Source organism: Sphaerochaeta sp. UBA5849 (genome assembly GCA_002432715.1).
Taxonomy (GTDB): Bacteria; Spirochaetota; Spirochaetia; order Sphaerochaetales; family Sphaerochaetaceae; genus Sphaerochaeta.
In genome coordinates this window covers 57741-75449 of record DJGJ01000055.1, presented here as the reverse complement: position 1 = coordinate 75449, position 17709 = coordinate 57741, and the positions used below count along the sequence as shown (strand labels likewise).

Here is a 17709-nt window from a genome sequence, read left to right as displayed (position 1 = left end):
TCATCAGGGATACTTGATCAGTTCGCGGGGCTTGCTTCCATTCGGAGGCCCCACATATCCCATTTCCTCCATTTGCTCGACCAAGCGCGCAGCCCGGTTGTACCCTATCTTCAGCCTTCTCTGCAAGTAGGAGGCGGAAGCGCACTTTCGCTCGACAACGATCGTCAAGGCCCGCTGCATGAGCTCATCGTCGTCATTCACATCGACTCCATCCTCGCTCTCCGAATCCGAGGCTTTCTGTTCCTCGTCTTCGAAGAAGGACTCATCGATGAAGTCGGGCACTCCCTGGCTTGAGACGAATTTGACCACCTTCTCAACCTCATGGTCGCTGAGGAATGAGCCTTGGATGCGTTCGGTTGCCGGATTACTGCTGGACATATAGAGCATATCGCCCTTTCCCAGCAGCTTGTCGGCACCCTGCTCATCAAGAATGATGCGGCTGTCGGTTGCACTGGTGACGGCAAAAGCAATCCGGGTGGGGATGTTGTTCTTGATGACCCCGGTGATGACATCCACCGAAGGTCGCTGGGTCGCCAGCACCAAATGGATGCCCACAGCCCGGCTCATGGCTGCAAGACGGCTGACCTTGCTCTCCATGTCCTTGCCCACCAGGTGCATCAGGTCGGCAAACTCATCGATGACCACCAAAATATAGGGGAGTTTCTCCCGTGCCAGATGACTGGCCTCAATCTTTTCGTTGTACCCGATGATATTCCGGACACTGAGGCCCTGCAAGAGCTTATAGCGCCTATCCATCTCATAGAGACAGAAATCCAGGGCTTTGAGCGTCCGCTTGGCTTCGGTGATGACCGGAGTAAGCAGGTGTGGAATGCCATTGTAAACGTTCAACTCAACAATCTTCGGATCGACTAGAATCATGCGCACCTGCTTGGGACTGCATCGAAACAGGACCGAACAAATCAACGAATTGACACAGACGCTCTTTCCGCTGCCGGTGGAACCGGCGATCAAGAGGTGCGGAGCCTTGATCACATCGATGACAACAGGCTCTCCCATCAGGTTGCGCCCCAGCACCATCGGAATGCCAAAACTCGTTGGAAGCGAGCCGAGCATCTCCCGAAAACCGATGATGTCCCGCCTTAGATTGGGAATCTCAACCCCGACGGCCGACTTGCCGGGAATCGGGGCAACAATCCGGACCTGGGTGGCTGCCAAAGCGAGTGCGATGTTATCGGAAAGATTGACGATTGAGTTGACCCTCACCCCGGCAGCCGGCAGCAGCTCAAACATGGTGACCGTAGGACCGCGCACAATATTGACCAACTCGACGGTGACATTGAACTCTTGCAACGTGGAGACAAGCACCTCTCCACGTTTGAGCGTAGTCTCGTCAATGACATCAGAGACCTTGGGATAGGTGACCAGCATCGATTCGGAGGGAAATTGGTAGGTGATGCGGTTTGTATTGATCAAGGCGCTGCCGCTCAGGCCGCCGACTCCGCTCGAAGGCTCGAGCAGGTCGGTCTCATCCTCGCTGTCCTGCTCCACTTTCGGGACATCCTCGCTGAAGCCTCCATTGATCGGTCTTGCAGTGCTCTGACTTGCAAAAAGCTTTTCAGCAGGCTTGGCGGCCTCAACCTCTCTTTGCATCTCAGAAGCTAAAAGCGGATGTGAAGGGTTCTCCTCATAGCGTACCGAGAGCACCCGTTCCTTGATGGAGAGTGCTTCATCGTTCTGCTTGGGGGCTGCCGGAGCCGGTTCGTCCTGCCTGGTTTGCTGTTGTTCGACAGCCTCAGCCAGCATCCCCTTCGCCCTGCCTTTGGGCTGTTCAATCTTCTCATGTCTCTTATGGGGCGCCTTGCCTACCGCCTCCAACGCCCCTTGGAGAAAACCGGACAGCTGGACCGGCTCCTTCGGCTGCTCCGCCTGTTCACTCTTTGCCTGAGCAAGCTCAAGCTGTTTGCGCTCAAGATAGGATAGTCCGTTGTTTCGCTTGCGTTCTTCAGTAAGCGTATGCAAAGCACCGATGCTGACCTTGCCGTGCACTTGGATCTCATCAACCTGGATTACATCACGCTCGGAAGGCTTGGATATGGAATGACGCCGTTTGGAAAGACTGCCCAAGGGAGGCACTTCTGCGATGGGAGGAAAGTTGACCTGTTGTCGGCCGAGCTCGACACCTTCTTCCTCCTTCTGTTCTGCAACCGGCTTTTTTATCAGGGTGACCTGGTCTTGCTCATCTACCGGCTGTTCACGTTTTGAACGCTTTGCGGATGTAGAGTGCCTGCTCGCTTTCTTTTCTTCTTTCTGTTTCTGTTGCTCGATCTTCTGCTCCATCATCCGCCGGCTGCGCTCCTGTCGCTCAAGCTTGGCAGCACGATACCTATCCAAGGCATCGCCGAGCAAGGTGAAGAGGACGAACATGGCGGTTTCAGCAATAAAAAGCAACACCACCTTGAAAGAGGCGCTGCGTGGGTCGGCAGACGAGGAGAGCAGAAAATCGGAGAAAAAAGGCCTGCTGCTCTCCTGCAAGAGATGGGAAAGGGTGTACAGGGTGTATGTCATGATTGCAGTGAGGGGTATGAGGATATAGGAGAAACGTTTCTTGGAACGGAAACTGAAAATCATGATGCTCCATACAAACAGGAGCAGGGCCAGAGGGGCCAGACCGAAACGGGAAGGATCAACGGTGAAGGAGAAGATTCGACTCAGCGATGCATGCATTCGCTCCAGAAGAGGATTGGTGATACCAAACAACGGGAGAGCAACCAAAGCAGCCACCACAAGCGAGGCGACCAAACAGCCTGCTCCTGCAAGCAACGATATCCGACCTTTCCTTCCCTTCACAAGAAACTCCTCCCTGAATCCGGTAAACACCCCATATTTGAAATGGTATCAAATCTTTTGCAAGAGGCACAGCATGCGGCTCGCATCAAGTCGGGGCACATGAAGGGGTACAAAGCTCGCTTTCCACCTGCTTTTGCACGTTCGCTGTACCTGGACAAGCTCCTCTTCCACTTGGGCTTGCACCGCCTTGTAGGCGCATACATACCCCCCATCGACAAGCAGGTCGGCGACAAGATCGAGAATATCGGCCAAGGGGTGGAACGCCCGAAAAGTAATGAGGTCGAACCGGTCTTTTACTTCCTTCAAGTCCCTGTCGACAACTTGGACACGGTCTGAAAGCGAAGCGCGCAGCAAGGCATTGCGAAGAAAATCCACTCTCCTGCCCATCCGTTCGACCAGGGTAAAGGAGCAGGATGGCAGGGCGATGGCAAGAGGAATGCCGGGAAGCCCCGCACCCGAACCAAAGTCTGCAATCCTGCAGGACGGAAATTCCAGGGCCAGCGAGGCAATAGTCAAAGATCCGCTCAGGCTGTCCAGGATATGGCGAACCACCAACTCCTCACCCTCTGCAGCCACCAACTTATAGACAGGATTGAACAGCTCCAGTTCTGCTATGTAGGCATCCAACTGCTCCCTTTGTCCCTGATCCAGAGCCAGAGAGAGAGAAGAAAGACCTTCGTCAAGCAACGCTTGGTATTTACCTGCCATGTCTTCCTCCCCGGTCGAGATGCACGATCAGAACGGCAATATCGCTGTTTCTCACCCCGTTGATGCGACTGGCCTGCCCGATTGACAGGGGGCGTACCTTCTTCAGCTTCTCCTTGCCCTCTGCGCTGAGGCCCTCGATGGCATCATAGTCAAGACTCTCATCAATCAGCAGGCTCTCCAGTTTTTCGAATCTGCTGATCTGTCGCTCCTGACGGTTGATGTAGCCTTCATACTTCACATCGAGCTCGACCTGGTAGAGAATCGGCTCCTCAAACGCCTTCAATTCAGGCATGTGCTCCAAGAGATCGGCAATCGTCACTTCCGGCATTTTCAAGGCTTGCAGGGCGCTCTTCTCCTCGAGTCTTCGTGCTCGAAGCAGGTCCTTCACTGCGTCCATTTTTGCAAGCTTGTCCTTGAGACGATCGAGGGCCTCCTGCTTTTGCAGCCCGACGGATAAACCTTTTGCTGTGAGGCGCTGGTCGCAGCTGTCGTGACGCAGGTTCAAACGATACTCGGCACGGCTGGTGAACATGCGATACGGTTCCTGGGTTCCCATGGTGACCAGGTCGTCGATGAGAACACCGGTATACGCTTCATTGCGGCTGAGCACCAAGGGTTTCTCTCCCTTGAGCTTCTGGGATGCATTGATGCCGGCCATCAAGCCTTGGCATGCAGCCTCCTCGTACCCGCTGGTTCCATTGGTCTGTCCGGCTATGAAGAGGTTTTCCACCAACTTGCTCTCCAAGGAGGGGAAAAGCGCCTGAGGATCGATGAAGTCATACTCAACCGCATAGGCCGGACGCATGATCTGGGCATGCTCAAGGCCTGCAATGCTGTGGATGAAAGCATGTTGCACATCCTCGGGAAGCGAAGAGGAGATCCCGTTCAGATACATTTCCTCGGTTCCCACACCTTCGGGCTCCACAAATATCTGATGGCGCTCCCGATCGGGGAACCTGACCACCTTGTCCTCGATCGACGGGCAGTACCGCGGTCCCTTGCCGACAATCTTGCCTCCATACAGCGGGGACCGGTGGATGTTCTGCCTGATGATCTGGTGGGTGTTCTCATTGGTCCAGGTGATATGGCAGGGAAGCGCAGGGCGCTGGATGCTGTCATAGTCGAAGCTGAAAGGCATCATGGTCTCTTCGCCATCCTGGATCTCCATCTTGTCGAAATCCAGGCTGGAGCGCCTCACCCGTGCAGGGGTGCCGGTTTTCAGCCTGCCCACAGGAAAGCCTTTTTTCCGCAATGCACTGCCCAGCCCGATTGCAGCCGGCTCATCCAGCCGTCCGTTGGAAGCATCGTACTCACCGATGAAAATGCGGCCTTCCATGAAGGTGCCGGTGGTCAGGACCATCACCTTGCAGGCAATGGTATGGCGCCGCTCCGTCACCACTCCGACCAGGCGATTGTGATCATCGACCAGGATATCCACCACCGTATCCATGAACAAGGCCAGGTTGTGCTGCGCTTCCAGCGTCTCCTTTGCAAGGCGAGCATAGGTGAATTTGTCCGCCTGGGCTCGGGGAGCCTGCACGGCAGGACCACGGCGACGGTTGAGAATGCGGAACTGAATCATGCTGTGATCGATCAGATGAGCCATCTCCCCGCCAAGGGCGTCCACCTCGCGCACCAAATTGCCTTTGCTCAACCCCCCGATTGCAGGATTGCAGGAGAGTCTGCCGATGGTGTCGAGGTTCTGGGTGATCAGGAGCGTAGAAAATCCTATTCTGGAAAGGGCGAGGCTTGCCTCGATTCCGGCATGGCCGCCCCCTACAACTATTGCATCATAATCCATGTTATTTTCCTACACAAAAACCGCTGAAAATCTTTTGCAGAATGTCGGCTGGTGTTACTTCACCGGTCAGCTCCCCGAGATTCTGAAGCGCTTCGCCCAATTCAACGGCGGTGATGTCCAGAGGGATGTCCTGGTCGACCAGGACCAAGGACCGCTGGAGCGCTTGGGCGGCGTTCTCAAGCAAGGTATACTGCCGCTGCGATTCAATGACCACCTGTTCATCACCGGTGGAAACGCTGCCCTTCGCCAAGCGTTTTGCAATCTCAGCCAGCAAAGCGCCGACGCCTTCACCGGTCTGGGCGCTGATGGCCATCCTGCCTTTCGGAGGCTTGACCAAATCGCTCTTGTTGTAGACAACCAAGGTCCGCTCATCCTCTTCGGGGACATGGCCGAGCTCGGAGCTGTCCACCAGATAGACGACCAAGTCGGCCTGGCCGATCAGGCGCTCGGTCCTTCTGATGCCCTCGCTCTCGATGGCATCATCGCTTTCGCGCAATCCTGCTGTGTCATAGAGGCGAACCGGTATCCCGTGGACATCGAGGTCGGCTTCAATGTAGTCACGCGTTGTTCCGCGAACCGGACTGACGATGGAGCGCTCCTGCTTCAACAAGAGATTGAACAACGAACTCTTACCGGCATTGGTGGAACCAGCCAGTACGATGCGGGCACCACTGCGGTACAACCGCCCGATCCGGTAGGTATCCGACAAGTCCTTAATCTGTTTGATCAAATCAACCAGTTTCGAACGGGGAAAGACAAATTCATCCAGTTCATCCTCTGCATAATCAAGCTGGACTTCCACTGCAGCAACGATGCCGAGCAATTGTTCCTTCAAATCCGATATCAGGTTGCGCAGGCTTCCTTCCAACCTGCCCAAGGCAAGCGAGCGCGAGCGCTGGCTTTGGCTGGAGACCAGCTCCTGCACAGCCTCGGCCTGGGTCAAGTCCAATCTTCCATGCAAAAATGCACGGAACGTGAACTCCCCGCCTTCGGCACTACGCATGCCCAATTGATTGAAAAGTGCCAAAAGTTCCTTGATTACGGCAAGAGAACCATGACAGGTGAATTCCACCGACTCTTCTTTCGTGTAGCCGTGGCCCTCGGTATATACCGCAGCAACAACCTCATCGATGGCTTTGCCGCTCTCATCGCAAAGGTAGCCGTGCACCAATGTCGCATTATCAGCATCAAGCAGCGCTTTGGGCCTGGAAAACCGTGTAGAGAGCAGCTTTCTGCACCCCTCTCCACTGACCCGGATCACCGCAAGGGCGCTCTGCGCCCATGCCGTTGCAAGCGCATAGATGATGTCGTCAGTAACATATCGCTTCATACAGGCGAGTATACTCCAGCGACGCCGGCACTTGCAACACAACAGGAGCTTTGGCTATGATTCGGCCATGAAAGCAGCAGCACAATTTCGTTCGGCCATGTATCGAACCATCCGCACCTTCTTCGATGGACGCGATTACACCGAGGTCGACACCCCGATCCTCTCCACCTCCCTGATTCCCGAGTCCACCATCGAGAACTTCGCAACCCGGTTTCAGAACCCGTTCCTGCCCTCCACCGAGTTGTATTTGGTTCCATCCCCGGAGATATTCATGAAACAGCTCATTGCTCAGGGCTGGGGAAGCATCTATCAGATCAGTCACTGCTTTCGCAACAGCGAACAGCTGGGACACATTCACAATCCCGAATTCTCCATGCTTGAGTACTATACGGTGGGAGCCGATGAACAGGATTCAATCAAAATCACCGAAGAGCTGTTCTCCTCCCTGCTCACAAAAGATAGTCCGGATTACCTGCGTCCACCATTTGCCCGTCTCAGTGTCGTCGAGGCGATGAAAACCTATGCCGACGTGGATTTGGACAAGCATCAAAAACAGTCTTCGCTGGCTTCTAAAGCACGAAGGCTGGGCCTCACCGTCCCGGATGAGCCAGAGAGTTGGGAGGAGACCTTCAATCGCATATTTCTCACCTTTGTCGAGCCGAACCTCCCTCAGGACCGACCGCTGGTTCTCCAGCGGTACCCCAAGCAAATCGAGTGTCTTGCCAAGCAGGAAGGTGCATACAGACGGCGGTGGGAGCTCTATGTGAAAGGTGTGGAGGTCGCAAACTGTTATGATGAGGACCGCAACCTGCAAACAATCCAGACATACTATCGTGACGAGTACGCCCGCTTGGTGCAGAAACGGGAGGAAAGCGGATCGGTAATTCCTGATATAGACCCTCAATTAGCCGCCGTATTCTCTGCAATGCCCGCTTGTTCGGGAGTTGCGTTGGGGCTTGACCGCCTGCAGATGCTGTTGATGGGAAAAACAGACCTGCAGGGGGTGATTCTTTTTCCCCTTTCTGGTATGCTGAAGAGTGGTAATACGTGCAATTTGTAAATATACGAGGTAATGAGCATGATTAAAGCAGGTCAAATCGATAAGGGAACCGCCTTGTTGATCAAAGGACAACCGTTTGTTGTTGTCGACCGTGAATTCGTAAATCCAGGAAAAGGCTCCGCCTTCGTTCGCCTGAAGCTGAAGAGTCCTTCCACCGGTCAGACGCTCCAAGAGACGATGAAGAGCCAGGACAACGCCGAGGATATCACCGTAGTCGATAGGGACTGCCAGTATCTGTACAACGACGGGGAGAATTTCCACTTGATGTTGACCGACAACTTCGAGCAGATTGAGGTTCCGATGGGCAACTTCCCCGACTACCAGTACCTGATGAAGGACGGAGAGACCTATCGCTGCACCTTCTGGGAAACCCAGCTGTTGGAAATCCAGGTTCCGCCGAAGGTTGTTTTTTTGGTCGCCGAGGCCGAGGAAGCCGTCAAGGGTGACACCGTGCAGGGTGCAACCAAATACATCACCACCGAGACCGGCTTGAAGGTCCGCGTTCCCATCTTCATCAAGCAGGGTGAGAAAATCCGGGTAAACACCGAGACCAAGGAATACCTCGAAAGAGTGAACAACTGACAGGATTCCTCCCTGTATCCAGAAACCTCCGAACCTCGTGTTTGGAGGTTCTTTTTTTCCGCTATGGCACATCCACTTACCTATAGTTCCCTGTGACTATTTCCATCTATGACCACAAATAACGGTTGGTTTCAAACAAGTATTTACAAAGATAAGAGATAGATCCACATACTCCAACAAATATCAAGTATATGAAATCATCACAATGATGTATTCCAGAATTCTCTTCCCCCTGATCAAGCCTGCAGTCATCACCAGCACCATCTTCAGTTTCTACTGGCGCTGGGACGACTTTCTGGGCCCCCTTCTCTTCTTGAACAAGCCCAGGCTGTTCACCGTCTCCCTGGCACTTCGCATGTTCAGCGACCCCATGACATCCACCGACTGGTCGGCGATATTTGCCATGGGAACCCTCACCCTGCTTCCGGTCCTCATCATTTTCCTGATCTTCCAGAAGTATATCGTACAGGGCTTGGTGACCACCGGTCTGAAAGGCTAATCGAGCTTCATCCGCTCGCACAGTGCGAGCAGGATGATCCCGATTCCATGGGTATCATCCAAGCGGGGTAGCAACTGCTCTGCATAATAGTGCTTGGAACAGGAGAACTCGGACCCCCTGCACACTCCCCATACATGGCCGTCGCTATCGATGGCCATCTTTTTCAGACCTTCACACGCCTTGATGCACCCTTGCCTGTACGGCTCGCTCTCCTCATACCATCCATTGCGAACCCCCCGTGAAAAAGCACAGGCAAACATCGCTGTACAGCTGCTCTCCTGATAGCTCTCTTGCATATCCAGTACCTGATGGAACATCCCCATCTCGTCCTGAAGCCTCAGACAGCCGCTGCTCAGATTTCGGAACAAAGTCAAAAGGGCCTCTCGTTTCGGATGTGACTGGGCAAGGACCAGCAGGAGCTCCGAGAGACTGAAAAGCGCCCAGCCGTTCCCCCGACCCCAGGGGATTCCGGTTGCAATGTTTCGGTCGAAGTCGTAAACGTGGCTCATCAACTGCTGGTCCTGCATATACAGGTACTTGGCAAAACCGAAGAATTGACGGGCTGCATCCTCCAGTGGTTCATCACTACCAAGGTATGCGGCATACCGGCACAAGAACGGAACGGACATATACAAGTCATCGACCCACATGGTATTCTCATGGAATTCATGCATCAGGCCGGTGCGGAAGAACGTTCCGTCGGCAAGCCGAGGCTGGGTTTTGCTGATATGCACTCCCACCGCCTCAATAAGTGTTTCATAGCCGGTAAGGTCGTGGTCTTTGGCTATTTCAAGCAAGGTCGAGCCAAAACTGCCGCAATCGTCCAGACTGTCCAGGCTGGTCATCAGGTGATGGACGGCTGTTGCTCCACCGAGCGCATCCTTGTCCCACATGGCGTACTCATAGGTATCGATGCTTATCTGGAGATGGCGTTTCAGATATGCATGGATCTGTACCGCCAACTCCGGATCCAAATTCTTGAACATCCGTTCGGTTTCCACCAAGCCATAGAGGGTGACTCCCAAAGGGTAGTTCCAATGGCCGAACAGTGCATTGTCATTGTACATTCTCAGGTAGATGTCACCACCCTCCAGATGCCAGAAATCCAATCCATTCGAGGTGGAAAAGGGCTTGGTGAACTGGATGGTAAAACCCTCCGGCCTGACGACGAAGGGTCCTGCAATTGCAAACCGATATGCACAGTCAAGCCCCAAAAGGGGATGCGTCAAGGATAGGCAACCGCCTTGTTTTGCATCCGTAATCGACAGCTGGACAGTCTCGCCTATCCTGGCAAAGAGAGTCAAGCTATGGCTGCCGCTCTTCACTTCCACCGAACCGCTTACGCTTTGGCCGTCGAGTGCCAGCTCGGCATTGCTTCTAAGGTTGCACCACATAGGCTTCGGTGCAGTGAAGGACGTTGTTACAACCGCCCATTCGTCGTCCGATGCGCGGGGAAAGACCTCTGTCAGGTCTAGCTTGTCAGCGGAAAAATCGGGAAGGCGGGGAAGCCAAGACAGTGCTTTCAATGCATCAGCGTTCACACTATCAAGCAAGGACTCCTGCGGCTCGGAGTAGCAAACACCTTCCATGCAGGGATAGATCGGGGGCATGAGAAAGTAGTAATCAAGCTTACCCACCCAGGTGCCGAATTCACAACCGAACCCGCCGCTGGTGTTCTCGCACACCAAAACCAACTCATTGTTTCCCTTCTTCATGGGGAGGTCGAAGATTTGTTTGGAGCGGTACCGTTCACTGAAGATGTCGCTGCCCGCCTCAAGGACGCCGTTCACATGGATTTTCACCGGCCCGTAGGGAATGAGGGCGAAGCGGAGCGTCGTTGCATCGGCAGCCTCATAGGTTCCCCAGAGATAGGAGAAGGTCCCGAGCTTAGCAGAAGGCAGAAGCTGCTGCAAATCGGCATGATAGCGGTAATCGTGCCCGCGGTAGATGCCTTTCTTCATAAAAGGACGATAGGTATACGAACCGTCTGCATGCAGTGAGAGATAGCGCTCCACAATAGCCTTTGCACTCTGGAATTCACTGGCGTTTGCCATGCTTTTTGCTCTGTCCATACCTCTAGTATCCCTTGAAGCGCGCGGAGAGGCAAGGAATTTGATGGGAGAAACGTATGATTCCTCTTGCCTAAAGGAAAAAAATCCAGTACGTTAGTAACCGTTAACTTACAATAAGGAGAGGGACATGCAAACCCAGAGGCAGTTGGAATTCATTGAGGCAGCCATCAAACTCACCGCTACTGAGGGAATCCAGAAACTTACCATCAGGAATGTGGCATCGGCCATCGGCGTCAGCGAAGCGGCTGTGTATCGCCATTTTGAAAGCAAACACGAACTTCTCAAAGCCATTCTTGACCATCTCAATGCAATGCTCTCCCCTCACTTCACCACGTTGCTCAACAATGAGGTCCCTTCCTTTGAAGCTCTTCACACCTTTCTCTCAGAACTCTTCACACTATTGGAACACAACACAGCCTTCACACTCATGCTGTTTGCAGAAGAAACGTTCAATGTGGATCCCCAACTGCGAGGCGATTTACTCACCCTCATGGAGAGAAACCTGTCTCATTTGGTCCAGTTTTTCCAAAAACTGATCGAACAGGGTTTTTGTAGAGCGGATATCGACCCCCGCCAGCTAGCCGTCATCACCTTCGGCTCGATTCGCCTTACTGTTTCCAGGTGGCACCTGCAAGGCTCGCATACCAGTCTCACAAACCAAGCCGCCCCGATAGCAGATAGCCTTATCACGCTGTTCACCACACGCTGATGCATCGAGCGACAGATAGGATGCATGTTTTTGTCACATGGAAGTAAGTAAACGTTAACTATTTTGGAGGATATATGAAATTCATCATCTCTCTGGCAAAGCACCCTTTCGCTTTGCTGTTGTTGCTTCTTATGCTCTCAATCCTGTTTGCCGTCTCAATCTTCAACTCTGCAAGCCTGGAAACCGATCTTACCGAGTACATGCCGAAAACCCATCCAGCATTCATTGCAAGTGATGAAGCAGAGCACCTTTTCGGCATCGGTGATGCAATTCTGATCGTTCTTGAAGACCCGCAAGGAATCTACAATGCACCTACGATTGAGAAAATCGATGCGCTTACCACTGCCTTGGAAGAGGATTTCCAAGCAATAGAGCGGGTAATATCCTTGACCACCGCCGACAATATCCAAAGTTCGGATGGTTTTTTGGAAGTTGAACCGTTCTTTTCAGGAAACACAAGCGAACAGGCTCTGCTTGCACTCCAAGATGCTGTTGAGGCAAATCCCATGATATATGGCAGAAATGTAAGCAGGGATGGAACAGCTACGCTCATTATTGCCGAGTTGGTTGAGGATGCTGATACAAAAACCCTGCAAAGAGAGTTGCAGGAGTGGATAGGACAATGGGAAGGTCCGCAGAAGCTGAGAATTGCAGGCCGGCCGATTATCGAGGGATCCCTTGCCGAATTGGGGCCGAAAGACATGGCAATCATGTTTCCCTTGGTAATTCTTACCATGATCGCCCTCCTTTACTTCCTGCTTCGCTCTGTCAGGGACACGGTCCTGAATATGATCATTGTACTTTTTGGTACCTTGCTTGCCTTCGGCAGCATGACGCTTTTAGGTGTACCCATCTATGCGGTTGATACCATGATCCCGGTCATGTTGATCGCCATAGGTGTCGCCTACGGCATCCATATGCATAACACCATCCATCATCTGACAGTTGAGAATCCTGCAATCGGCAAGGACAATCTGGCCCGAAGTACGCTTCGGCAGATGATTAGGCCCATATTCATGACTGCTTTGACCACAGCAATAGGCTTTCTCGCACTGATGAGCAGCCAAGTGTTGCCTGTACGATATTTCGGCCTCTTTGCAGCCATCGGTGTCCTTGGGGAGATGGTTCTGGCATTGTTGTTGTTTCCCGCCTCCATCTACCTGCTGGGTATTCCTAAATACAAGCAAAAGATACAAAACCTGTCAAAACCTTCGGCTATGTCAAGGTTGAATACACTGATCATGGACCGACCGAAATTCTTGGTAATCCTTTCGATGATTATTCTTGCAGTCGGCATTTGGGGAACCAGTAAGGTCTGGATCGACACGAGCTTTTTGGCTAATTTCGAGAAAGACAGCGCCATCGTCGAGACGGATGAGTATGTAAATACCAAATTCGGCGGCACCTCCACCTTGAATGTCATACTCACCTCAGAGATCGAGGATATCTTCAAGAACCCGCAGGTGCTGCAAACCATGGACAGGATGCAGACCGAGCTGGAATCGAACCCCATCGTCGGCAACAGCCTTTCCCTCGCTACGTTCATCAAGCAGATAAATCAGGTTATGGAAGAACAAGCAGTGGGTAGTTACAGTATCCCGGACTCCCAGGAACTCATCAGCCAATACCTGCTGCTGTACGAATTCTCCGGCGACAGCGAAACCCTTGAACAGGTAATAGACTATACGTATGCAACAGCAAATATCACCATCCAGTTGAAGAGCGACAGCTCCGCTGTTCTCAAGGAGGTGCTTGCCACCGTTGATTCCTATCGACCAGCCTTCCGTGAATTCGACATCGAGGTGGGATATGCAGGAAGCGGGTACAAGACATTTGTCTTCAGCGAGCTACTGTTGGAGGGACAGATCATCAGCCTGATCATCTCCTTCGGCATCATCTTTGCCTTGTTGGCCTTGTTGTTCCACAATGTCCGAATCGGCATTGCAGGAACCGTTCCCATCGCCATTACCGCAATCGTCAACTTCGGGGTCATGGGACTTCTCAATATCCCGCTCAGCTCCGCCACGGCCTTGATAACCAGTATTGCAGTAGGAATCGGAGTCGATTATGCCATCCACTTCCTTGATCACTACACCCTTACCCGCCTCGAAGGGAAGAGCCTTGAAGAGGCGACCATGGAAACGTTGGTCTACACCGGACGAGCCATTGTCTTCAACGCCATCGCCGTCATGGGAGGCTTTGCAATCCTGCTATTCAGCGTATTCCCGCCCAACAGGCAGGTCGGAGCTTTGATCATCCTGAATATGGCTACCAGCGCCATCGCAACGCTTACCGTTCTTGTTGTCCTGATCCACCGCCTCGACCGCAGCAATCATCTCTTTTCCAAACATATCAATAAAAACCCTATGAGGAGTATTACATGAGAACACACAGATGTCATCAAACCGTTTTCCTGGTAATCGTACTAGTACTTGGAATGTCTGCCTTGTCTGCCGCCGACTATACCGGTGAGCAGGTAATGTGGGAAGTGTATAACCGCGACAGCGGCGATACCATGCGTGCAAACCTGGTCATGACCTTGACCAATGCCAAGGGCTCGGTTCGCGAACGCAGCATCGTCCAATATAGAATGGATAAAGAGGGAGTTGAGAGCAAACTGATGTTCTTCCTCTCCCCCAATGATGTTCGCAATACCAGCTTTTTAAGTCTCAGCTATGAGGACGGCCGCTCGGATGTACAGTACATCTATCTGCCTGCACTGAAGCGGGTCAAGCGAATTGCATCCGACAGCAAGAACGACTCGTTCATGGGCTCGGACTTCACCTATGACGATATGGGAAGCCGCCACCCGGATCTCGATACACATACTGTACTCAGAAAAGAACAAATACAGGGAACATCCACACTCGTAGTCGAAAGCATCGCAAAAGGGATTGAAGACTATCCCCGCACTCTTTCATGGGTGGTCGAGGGAGAGTGGTTCGGCCTCAAGAAAGAGTTTTACAAGCAAGATGGGTCGTTGGGCAAAACGTTGAGCATAGAAGCATTCGAGCAAATCGATGGCATCTATGTAATTACCGATATGACCATGAAAGACTGGGAGAAACAGACATCAACCCGCATCCAGATGAAGGATATCGCATTCAACCTCGACTTCGATGACAACTTTTTCACCGAACGTCAAATGAAAATGGGTCCAAGGGGGTAAGGTATGAGAATCAAACAGAAACTACTTTTCGTTTTCCTTATGCTGATAATGGCGGGCCTTCCCTCCCTAGCGGCAAACAGTACCTTCAGCGGGATGGTTCGCGACTATGCCGCAGTACGTACACAGACCATGGACATACCGGTCCATGAGCAAACGTTGGATGCATTCTATGAGCATACCACTGATAGGGGACAACTGACTTTTCACCCGGTTGTGTACAGCAATCCCAACAAAGCCTTGCAATTCGACCTTGCCGAAGCATACTTTGACTTCTATCTGGAGCGTGCGGATGTGAGAATCGGAAAGCAGAAGATCATATGGGGGGAAGCCGAAGGTGCATTCATCACCGATTTGGTGAGCCCAAGGGACATGCGGTCGTTCATTTTGGCCGACTTCAGCGAAATCCGCAAGGCTGTGCCCGCCTTCAAGGTGGACTATTATACAGGGCCGTACACACTGCAGGGCATTTGGGTTACTCATTTCATCCCGACCTCCCTGCCATCGCAGGATTCCATGTGGGCGCAATCGCCAACTCTTCCATTCCCCGCTACGGTCACTTCCGTCACATTCAAGGAACCGACCATGCCTGATGCAAGCCTTGAAAACAGTGAAGTCTTCCTCTCCCTAGGCCGCTTCGGCAACGCGATAAGCTGGAAGCTCAACGGCGGCTATGTGTTCACTGATGAGCCCTTGGCGAGCTCTGTAACAGCCCCCGATTCCGCCACAAGGGTGATTTCCCAAGCGTATGAGCGTTATACCTTCGTCGGAGGCAGCTTCAATACCGCCTTGGGGGGTGTGGTGCTTCGGGGAGAGGCGGCTTTGGCCCTGGATAAACCGATGAACAGTTTGGATACATCCATAAATCCTCCGATCACGATTGAAAAACACTCCCAAATACAAGCCTTGGTCGGACTTGATTGGAATATGGCAGGTGCCCAATGGTCGAGCCAGTACCTGATGATCTATACCCATGACCATACAGATACCCTGGTTTCCCAAATGAAACCAATCAGAGAATTTGCACATACATTCACCTTCCGTGTACAAGACACCTTTTTCGATGACCAATTGACTGCAAGGCTGTTCGCCTACCTTGAAGCGGAGCCGCTGAATGCACTCATCCGACCATCGGTCTCATACAACTTTGGAAATGGCGTGCTGTTGGAAGGAGGGTTCGATCTATTCTTGGGTGACGAGGATGGGACGTTCGGAACCTATGGTTCCAACTCCCTTGCCTGGGCTGCGTTACGGTGGTATTTCTAAAACGCACACTCCATCGTATGACGAAGAGAGCTCCCTCACGCTGGGAGCTCTCTTCAAAACCTAGACCGAACGATCAGCCGACCAAGACTTTCAGATCATCCTCAACAGAGCTGATTCCGCTCATGCCGAAGTTCTCAACCAACACATTCGCAACATTCGGAGAGAGGAATGCCGGCAATGTGGGCCCGAGATGGATGTTCTTCACCCCGAGGTAGAGCAGTGCAAGCAGGACGATGACGGCTTTCTGCTCATACCAGGCGATATTGTAAGCAATCGGCAGATCGTTGATGTCATCCACGCCGAAAATTTCCTTCAGTTTCAAGGCTATGAGAACCAGCGAGTAGGAGTCGTTGCACTGGCCTGCGTCCAGTACGCGGGGGATGCCGCCGATGTCACCGAGGTTGAGCTTGATGTACCTGTACTTGGCACAGCCTGCGGTCAGGATTACAGTATCCTTCGGCAGAGCCTTTGCAAACTCGGTGTAGTAATCCCTGCTCTTGGAACGACCGTCACAACCACCCATGACCACAAACTTCTTGATTGCACCGCTCTTCACGGCATCGACAACCTTGTCGGCCAGGGCGAACACCTGCTCATGGGCGAACCCGCCGACCAGCTCCCCGTCCTCAATCTGCGTCGGAGCCGCACAAGTCTTGGCAAGCGCGATGATCTCACTGAAATCCTTCTGCTCGCCGATTGAACCGCTGATGTGCTTGCAACCCGGAAAGCCCGTGGCACCGGTGGTGAACAGGCGTGCCTTGTATGACTCGGCTGGAGGAACGATGCAGTTGGTGGTCATCAAGATCGGGCCGTTGAAGGACTCGAATTCCTTCTTCTGCATCCACCAGGCGTTGCCGTAGTTGCCGTAGAAGTTGGGATACTTCTTGAATGCGGGATAGTAGTGGGCGGGAAGCATCTCGGAGTGGGTGTAGACATCGACTCCGGTGCCCTGTGTCTGCTCGAGCAGCATCTCCAGGTCGCGAAGGTCGTGGCCGCTGATCAGGATGCCGGGGTTCTTGCCAACTCCGAGCTTGACTTTGGTGATCTCGGGATGGCCATACGCGCTGGTGTTGGCGGTATCGAGCAGGGCCATGCCTGCAACACCCCACTTGCCGGTCTCCAAGGTGAGTGCCACCAACTCATCGACACTCTTCTTTTCAAGCAGGTCTGAGAGGGCCCTCTGGATGAAAGCATCCAGCTCTTCACTTTCATTGATCAGGTTGTTGGCGTGCTTTGTATACGCGCAGACACCTTTCAAACCGTAGGTGATCAGCTCCTTGAGACTGCGGACATCCTCATTGCTCTGTGCAAGGACACCGACGGTCTTGGAAAGCTCTGCATAGGTCGAAGTATCGACATTGTTGAACAGCGCGGCAGCACTGAGGTCCTTCCTATCTGCAAGATCAGCAAGCAATTGCTCCTTTGCCGCAATGGTAAGGAGAATGCGTTCCACCACCTTGTCGTCGTCAAAGTTGGCATTGGTGATGGTCTGAAAAAGGTTGTAGGTGACAAGGTGATTCACATCCTTGTCGATCTGCCTGCCCTCGGCGCGGAGTCTGGTGGTTATCTGGCTCAAGCCCTTGGTCACCCAGATCATCAGGTCCATGAGATTGGAGGTTTCGGGTTGCTTGCCGCAAACGCCGACTTGGGTGCATCCGAAATTTCGGGCGGTTTCCTGACACTGGAAACAGAACATCTTGGTATCCAT

At 52.8% G+C, this 17709-nt stretch carries 13 protein-coding genes; 7 read left to right on the top strand and 6 right to left on the bottom strand.

All coding sequences use genetic code 11. The features are described from left to right. Window positions 1–3: 3 nt before the first annotated feature. From B3K89_RS09800 to mnmE, 4 genes are read right to left on the bottom strand one after another with little or no spacing between them, the layout of a single operon-like run. Window positions 4–2808: a DNA translocase FtsK gene (locus B3K89_RS09800; RefSeq protein ID WP_345907345.1), complete on the bottom strand. Its 2805-nt coding sequence runs from the start codon at window positions 2806–2808 to the stop codon at window positions 4–6. 48 nt (window positions 2809–2856) lie between these two features. Further along, window positions 2857–3516, bottom strand: a complete 660-nt coding sequence (rsmG, locus tag B3K89_RS09795; protein ID WP_293895585.1) for a 16S rRNA (guanine(527)-N(7))-methyltransferase RsmG — start codon at window positions 3514–3516, stop codon at window positions 2857–2859. Next, window positions 3506–5317, bottom strand: a complete 1812-nt coding sequence (mnmG, locus tag B3K89_RS09790; protein ID WP_293895587.1) for a tRNA uridine-5-carboxymethylaminomethyl(34) synthesis enzyme MnmG — start codon at window positions 5315–5317, stop codon at window positions 3506–3508. The genes rsmG and mnmG overlap by 11 nt, the downstream gene beginning before the upstream one ends. Before the next feature lies 1 nt (window position 5318). After that, on the bottom strand, window positions 5319–6647 hold the full coding sequence (gene mnmE, locus B3K89_RS09785; RefSeq protein ID WP_293895590.1) for a tRNA uridine-5-carboxymethylaminomethyl(34) synthesis GTPase MnmE: 1329 nt from the start codon (window positions 6645–6647) through the stop codon (window positions 5319–5321). A gap of 67 nt (window positions 6648–6714) precedes the next feature. Here mnmE and B3K89_RS09780 point away from each other — a divergent pair, with 67 nt between their 5' ends. The 3 genes from B3K89_RS09780 (at window position 6715) to B3K89_RS09770 (ending at window position 8788) form a co-directional block, all read left to right on the top strand. Then, window positions 6715–7707 carry an amino acid--tRNA ligase-related protein gene (locus B3K89_RS09780; RefSeq protein ID WP_293895592.1) on the top strand — a complete coding sequence of 331 codons (993 nt, stop codon included), beginning with the start codon at window positions 6715–6717 and terminating at the stop codon, window positions 7705–7707. An 18-nt stretch (window positions 7708–7725) separates the two neighbouring features. Further along, on the top strand, window positions 7726–8289 hold the full coding sequence (gene efp / locus B3K89_RS09775) for an elongation factor P (protein WP_293895595.1): 564 nt from the start codon (window positions 7726–7728) through the stop codon (window positions 8287–8289). Between the two features lie 208 nt (window positions 8290–8497). After that, window positions 8498–8788: an ABC transporter permease subunit gene (locus B3K89_RS09770; RefSeq protein ID WP_345907344.1), complete on the top strand. Its 291-nt coding sequence runs from the start codon at window positions 8498–8500 to the stop codon at window positions 8786–8788. Here the strand turns inward: B3K89_RS09770 and B3K89_RS09765 are convergent. Next, window positions 8785–10860 (bottom strand): glycoside hydrolase family 88/105 protein, encoded by a 2076-nt coding sequence (locus tag B3K89_RS09765; protein ID WP_293895601.1) that lies wholly within the window; start codon window positions 10858–10860, stop codon window positions 8785–8787. The two genes, B3K89_RS09770 and B3K89_RS09765, sit on opposite strands and share 4 nt — an antisense overlap. Before the next feature lie 127 nt (window positions 10861–10987). Between B3K89_RS09765 and B3K89_RS09760 the strand changes: the two genes are divergently transcribed. From B3K89_RS09760 to B3K89_RS09745, 4 genes are all read left to right on the top strand, one after another. After that, window positions 10988–11569: a TetR/AcrR family transcriptional regulator gene (locus tag B3K89_RS09760; RefSeq protein WP_293895604.1), complete on the top strand. Its 582-nt coding sequence runs from the start codon at window positions 10988–10990 to the stop codon at window positions 11567–11569. A 74-nt stretch (window positions 11570–11643) separates the two neighbouring features. Further along, window positions 11644–13953, top strand: a complete 2310-nt coding sequence (locus tag B3K89_RS09755; RefSeq protein ID WP_345907343.1) for an efflux RND transporter permease subunit — start codon at window positions 11644–11646, stop codon at window positions 13951–13953. Further along, entirely contained in the window at window positions 13950–14738 is a 789-nt protein-coding gene (locus B3K89_RS09750; protein ID WP_345907342.1) for an outer membrane lipoprotein-sorting protein, read from the top strand. Before B3K89_RS09755 ends, B3K89_RS09750 begins: the two co-directional genes overlap by 4 nt. A 3-nt stretch (window positions 14739–14741) precedes the next feature. Next, window positions 14742–16001 carry a DUF1302 family protein gene (locus tag B3K89_RS09745; protein WP_345907341.1) on the top strand — a complete coding sequence of 420 codons (1260 nt, stop codon included), beginning with the start codon at window positions 14742–14744 and terminating at the stop codon, window positions 15999–16001. 73 nt (window positions 16002–16074) lie between these two features. On the opposite strand, the gene hcp is transcribed toward B3K89_RS09745, so the two are convergent. Beyond that, the gene (gene hcp / locus B3K89_RS09740) at window positions 16075–17709 is read right to left on the bottom strand and encodes a hydroxylamine reductase (RefSeq protein ID WP_345907340.1); all 1635 of its coding nucleotides are present in this window, start codon (window positions 17707–17709) and stop codon (window positions 16075–16077) included.

What these genes read in the sequence shown, in the direction of transcription:
- rsmG (WP_293895585.1), bottom strand. Translation starts at nt 3,516, where the DNA reads ATGGCAGGTAAATACCAAGCGTTGCTTGACGAAGGTCTTTCTTCTCTC.
- mnmG (WP_293895587.1), bottom strand. Translation starts at nt 5,317, where the DNA reads ATGGATTATGATGCAATAGTTGTAGGGGGCGGCCATGCCGGAATCGAG.
- mnmE (WP_293895590.1), bottom strand. Translation starts at nt 6,647, where the DNA reads ATGAAGCGATATGTTACTGACGACATCATCTATGCGCTTGCAACGGCA.
- B3K89_RS09780 (WP_293895592.1), top strand. Translation starts at nt 6,715, where the DNA reads ATGAAAGCAGCAGCACAATTTCGTTCGGCCATGTATCGAACCATCCGC.
- efp (WP_293895595.1), top strand. Translation starts at nt 7,726, where the DNA reads ATGATTAAAGCAGGTCAAATCGATAAGGGAACCGCCTTGTTGATCAAA.
- B3K89_RS09770 (WP_345907344.1), top strand. Translation starts at nt 8,498, where the DNA reads ATGTATTCCAGAATTCTCTTCCCCCTGATCAAGCCTGCAGTCATCACC.
- B3K89_RS09765 (WP_293895601.1), bottom strand. Translation starts at nt 10,860, where the DNA reads ATGGACAGAGCAAAAAGCATGGCAAACGCCAGTGAATTCCAGAGTGCA.
- B3K89_RS09760 (WP_293895604.1), top strand. Translation starts at nt 10,988, where the DNA reads ATGCAAACCCAGAGGCAGTTGGAATTCATTGAGGCAGCCATCAAACTC.
- B3K89_RS09755 (WP_345907343.1), top strand. Translation starts at nt 11,644, where the DNA reads ATGAAATTCATCATCTCTCTGGCAAAGCACCCTTTCGCTTTGCTGTTG.
- B3K89_RS09750 (WP_345907342.1), top strand. Translation starts at nt 13,950, where the DNA reads ATGAGAACACACAGATGTCATCAAACCGTTTTCCTGGTAATCGTACTA.
- B3K89_RS09745 (WP_345907341.1), top strand. Translation starts at nt 14,742, where the DNA reads ATGAGAATCAAACAGAAACTACTTTTCGTTTTCCTTATGCTGATAATG.
- hcp (WP_345907340.1), bottom strand. Translation starts at nt 17,709, where the DNA reads ATGGATACCAAGATGTTCTGTTTCCAGTGTCAGGAAACCGCCCGAAAT.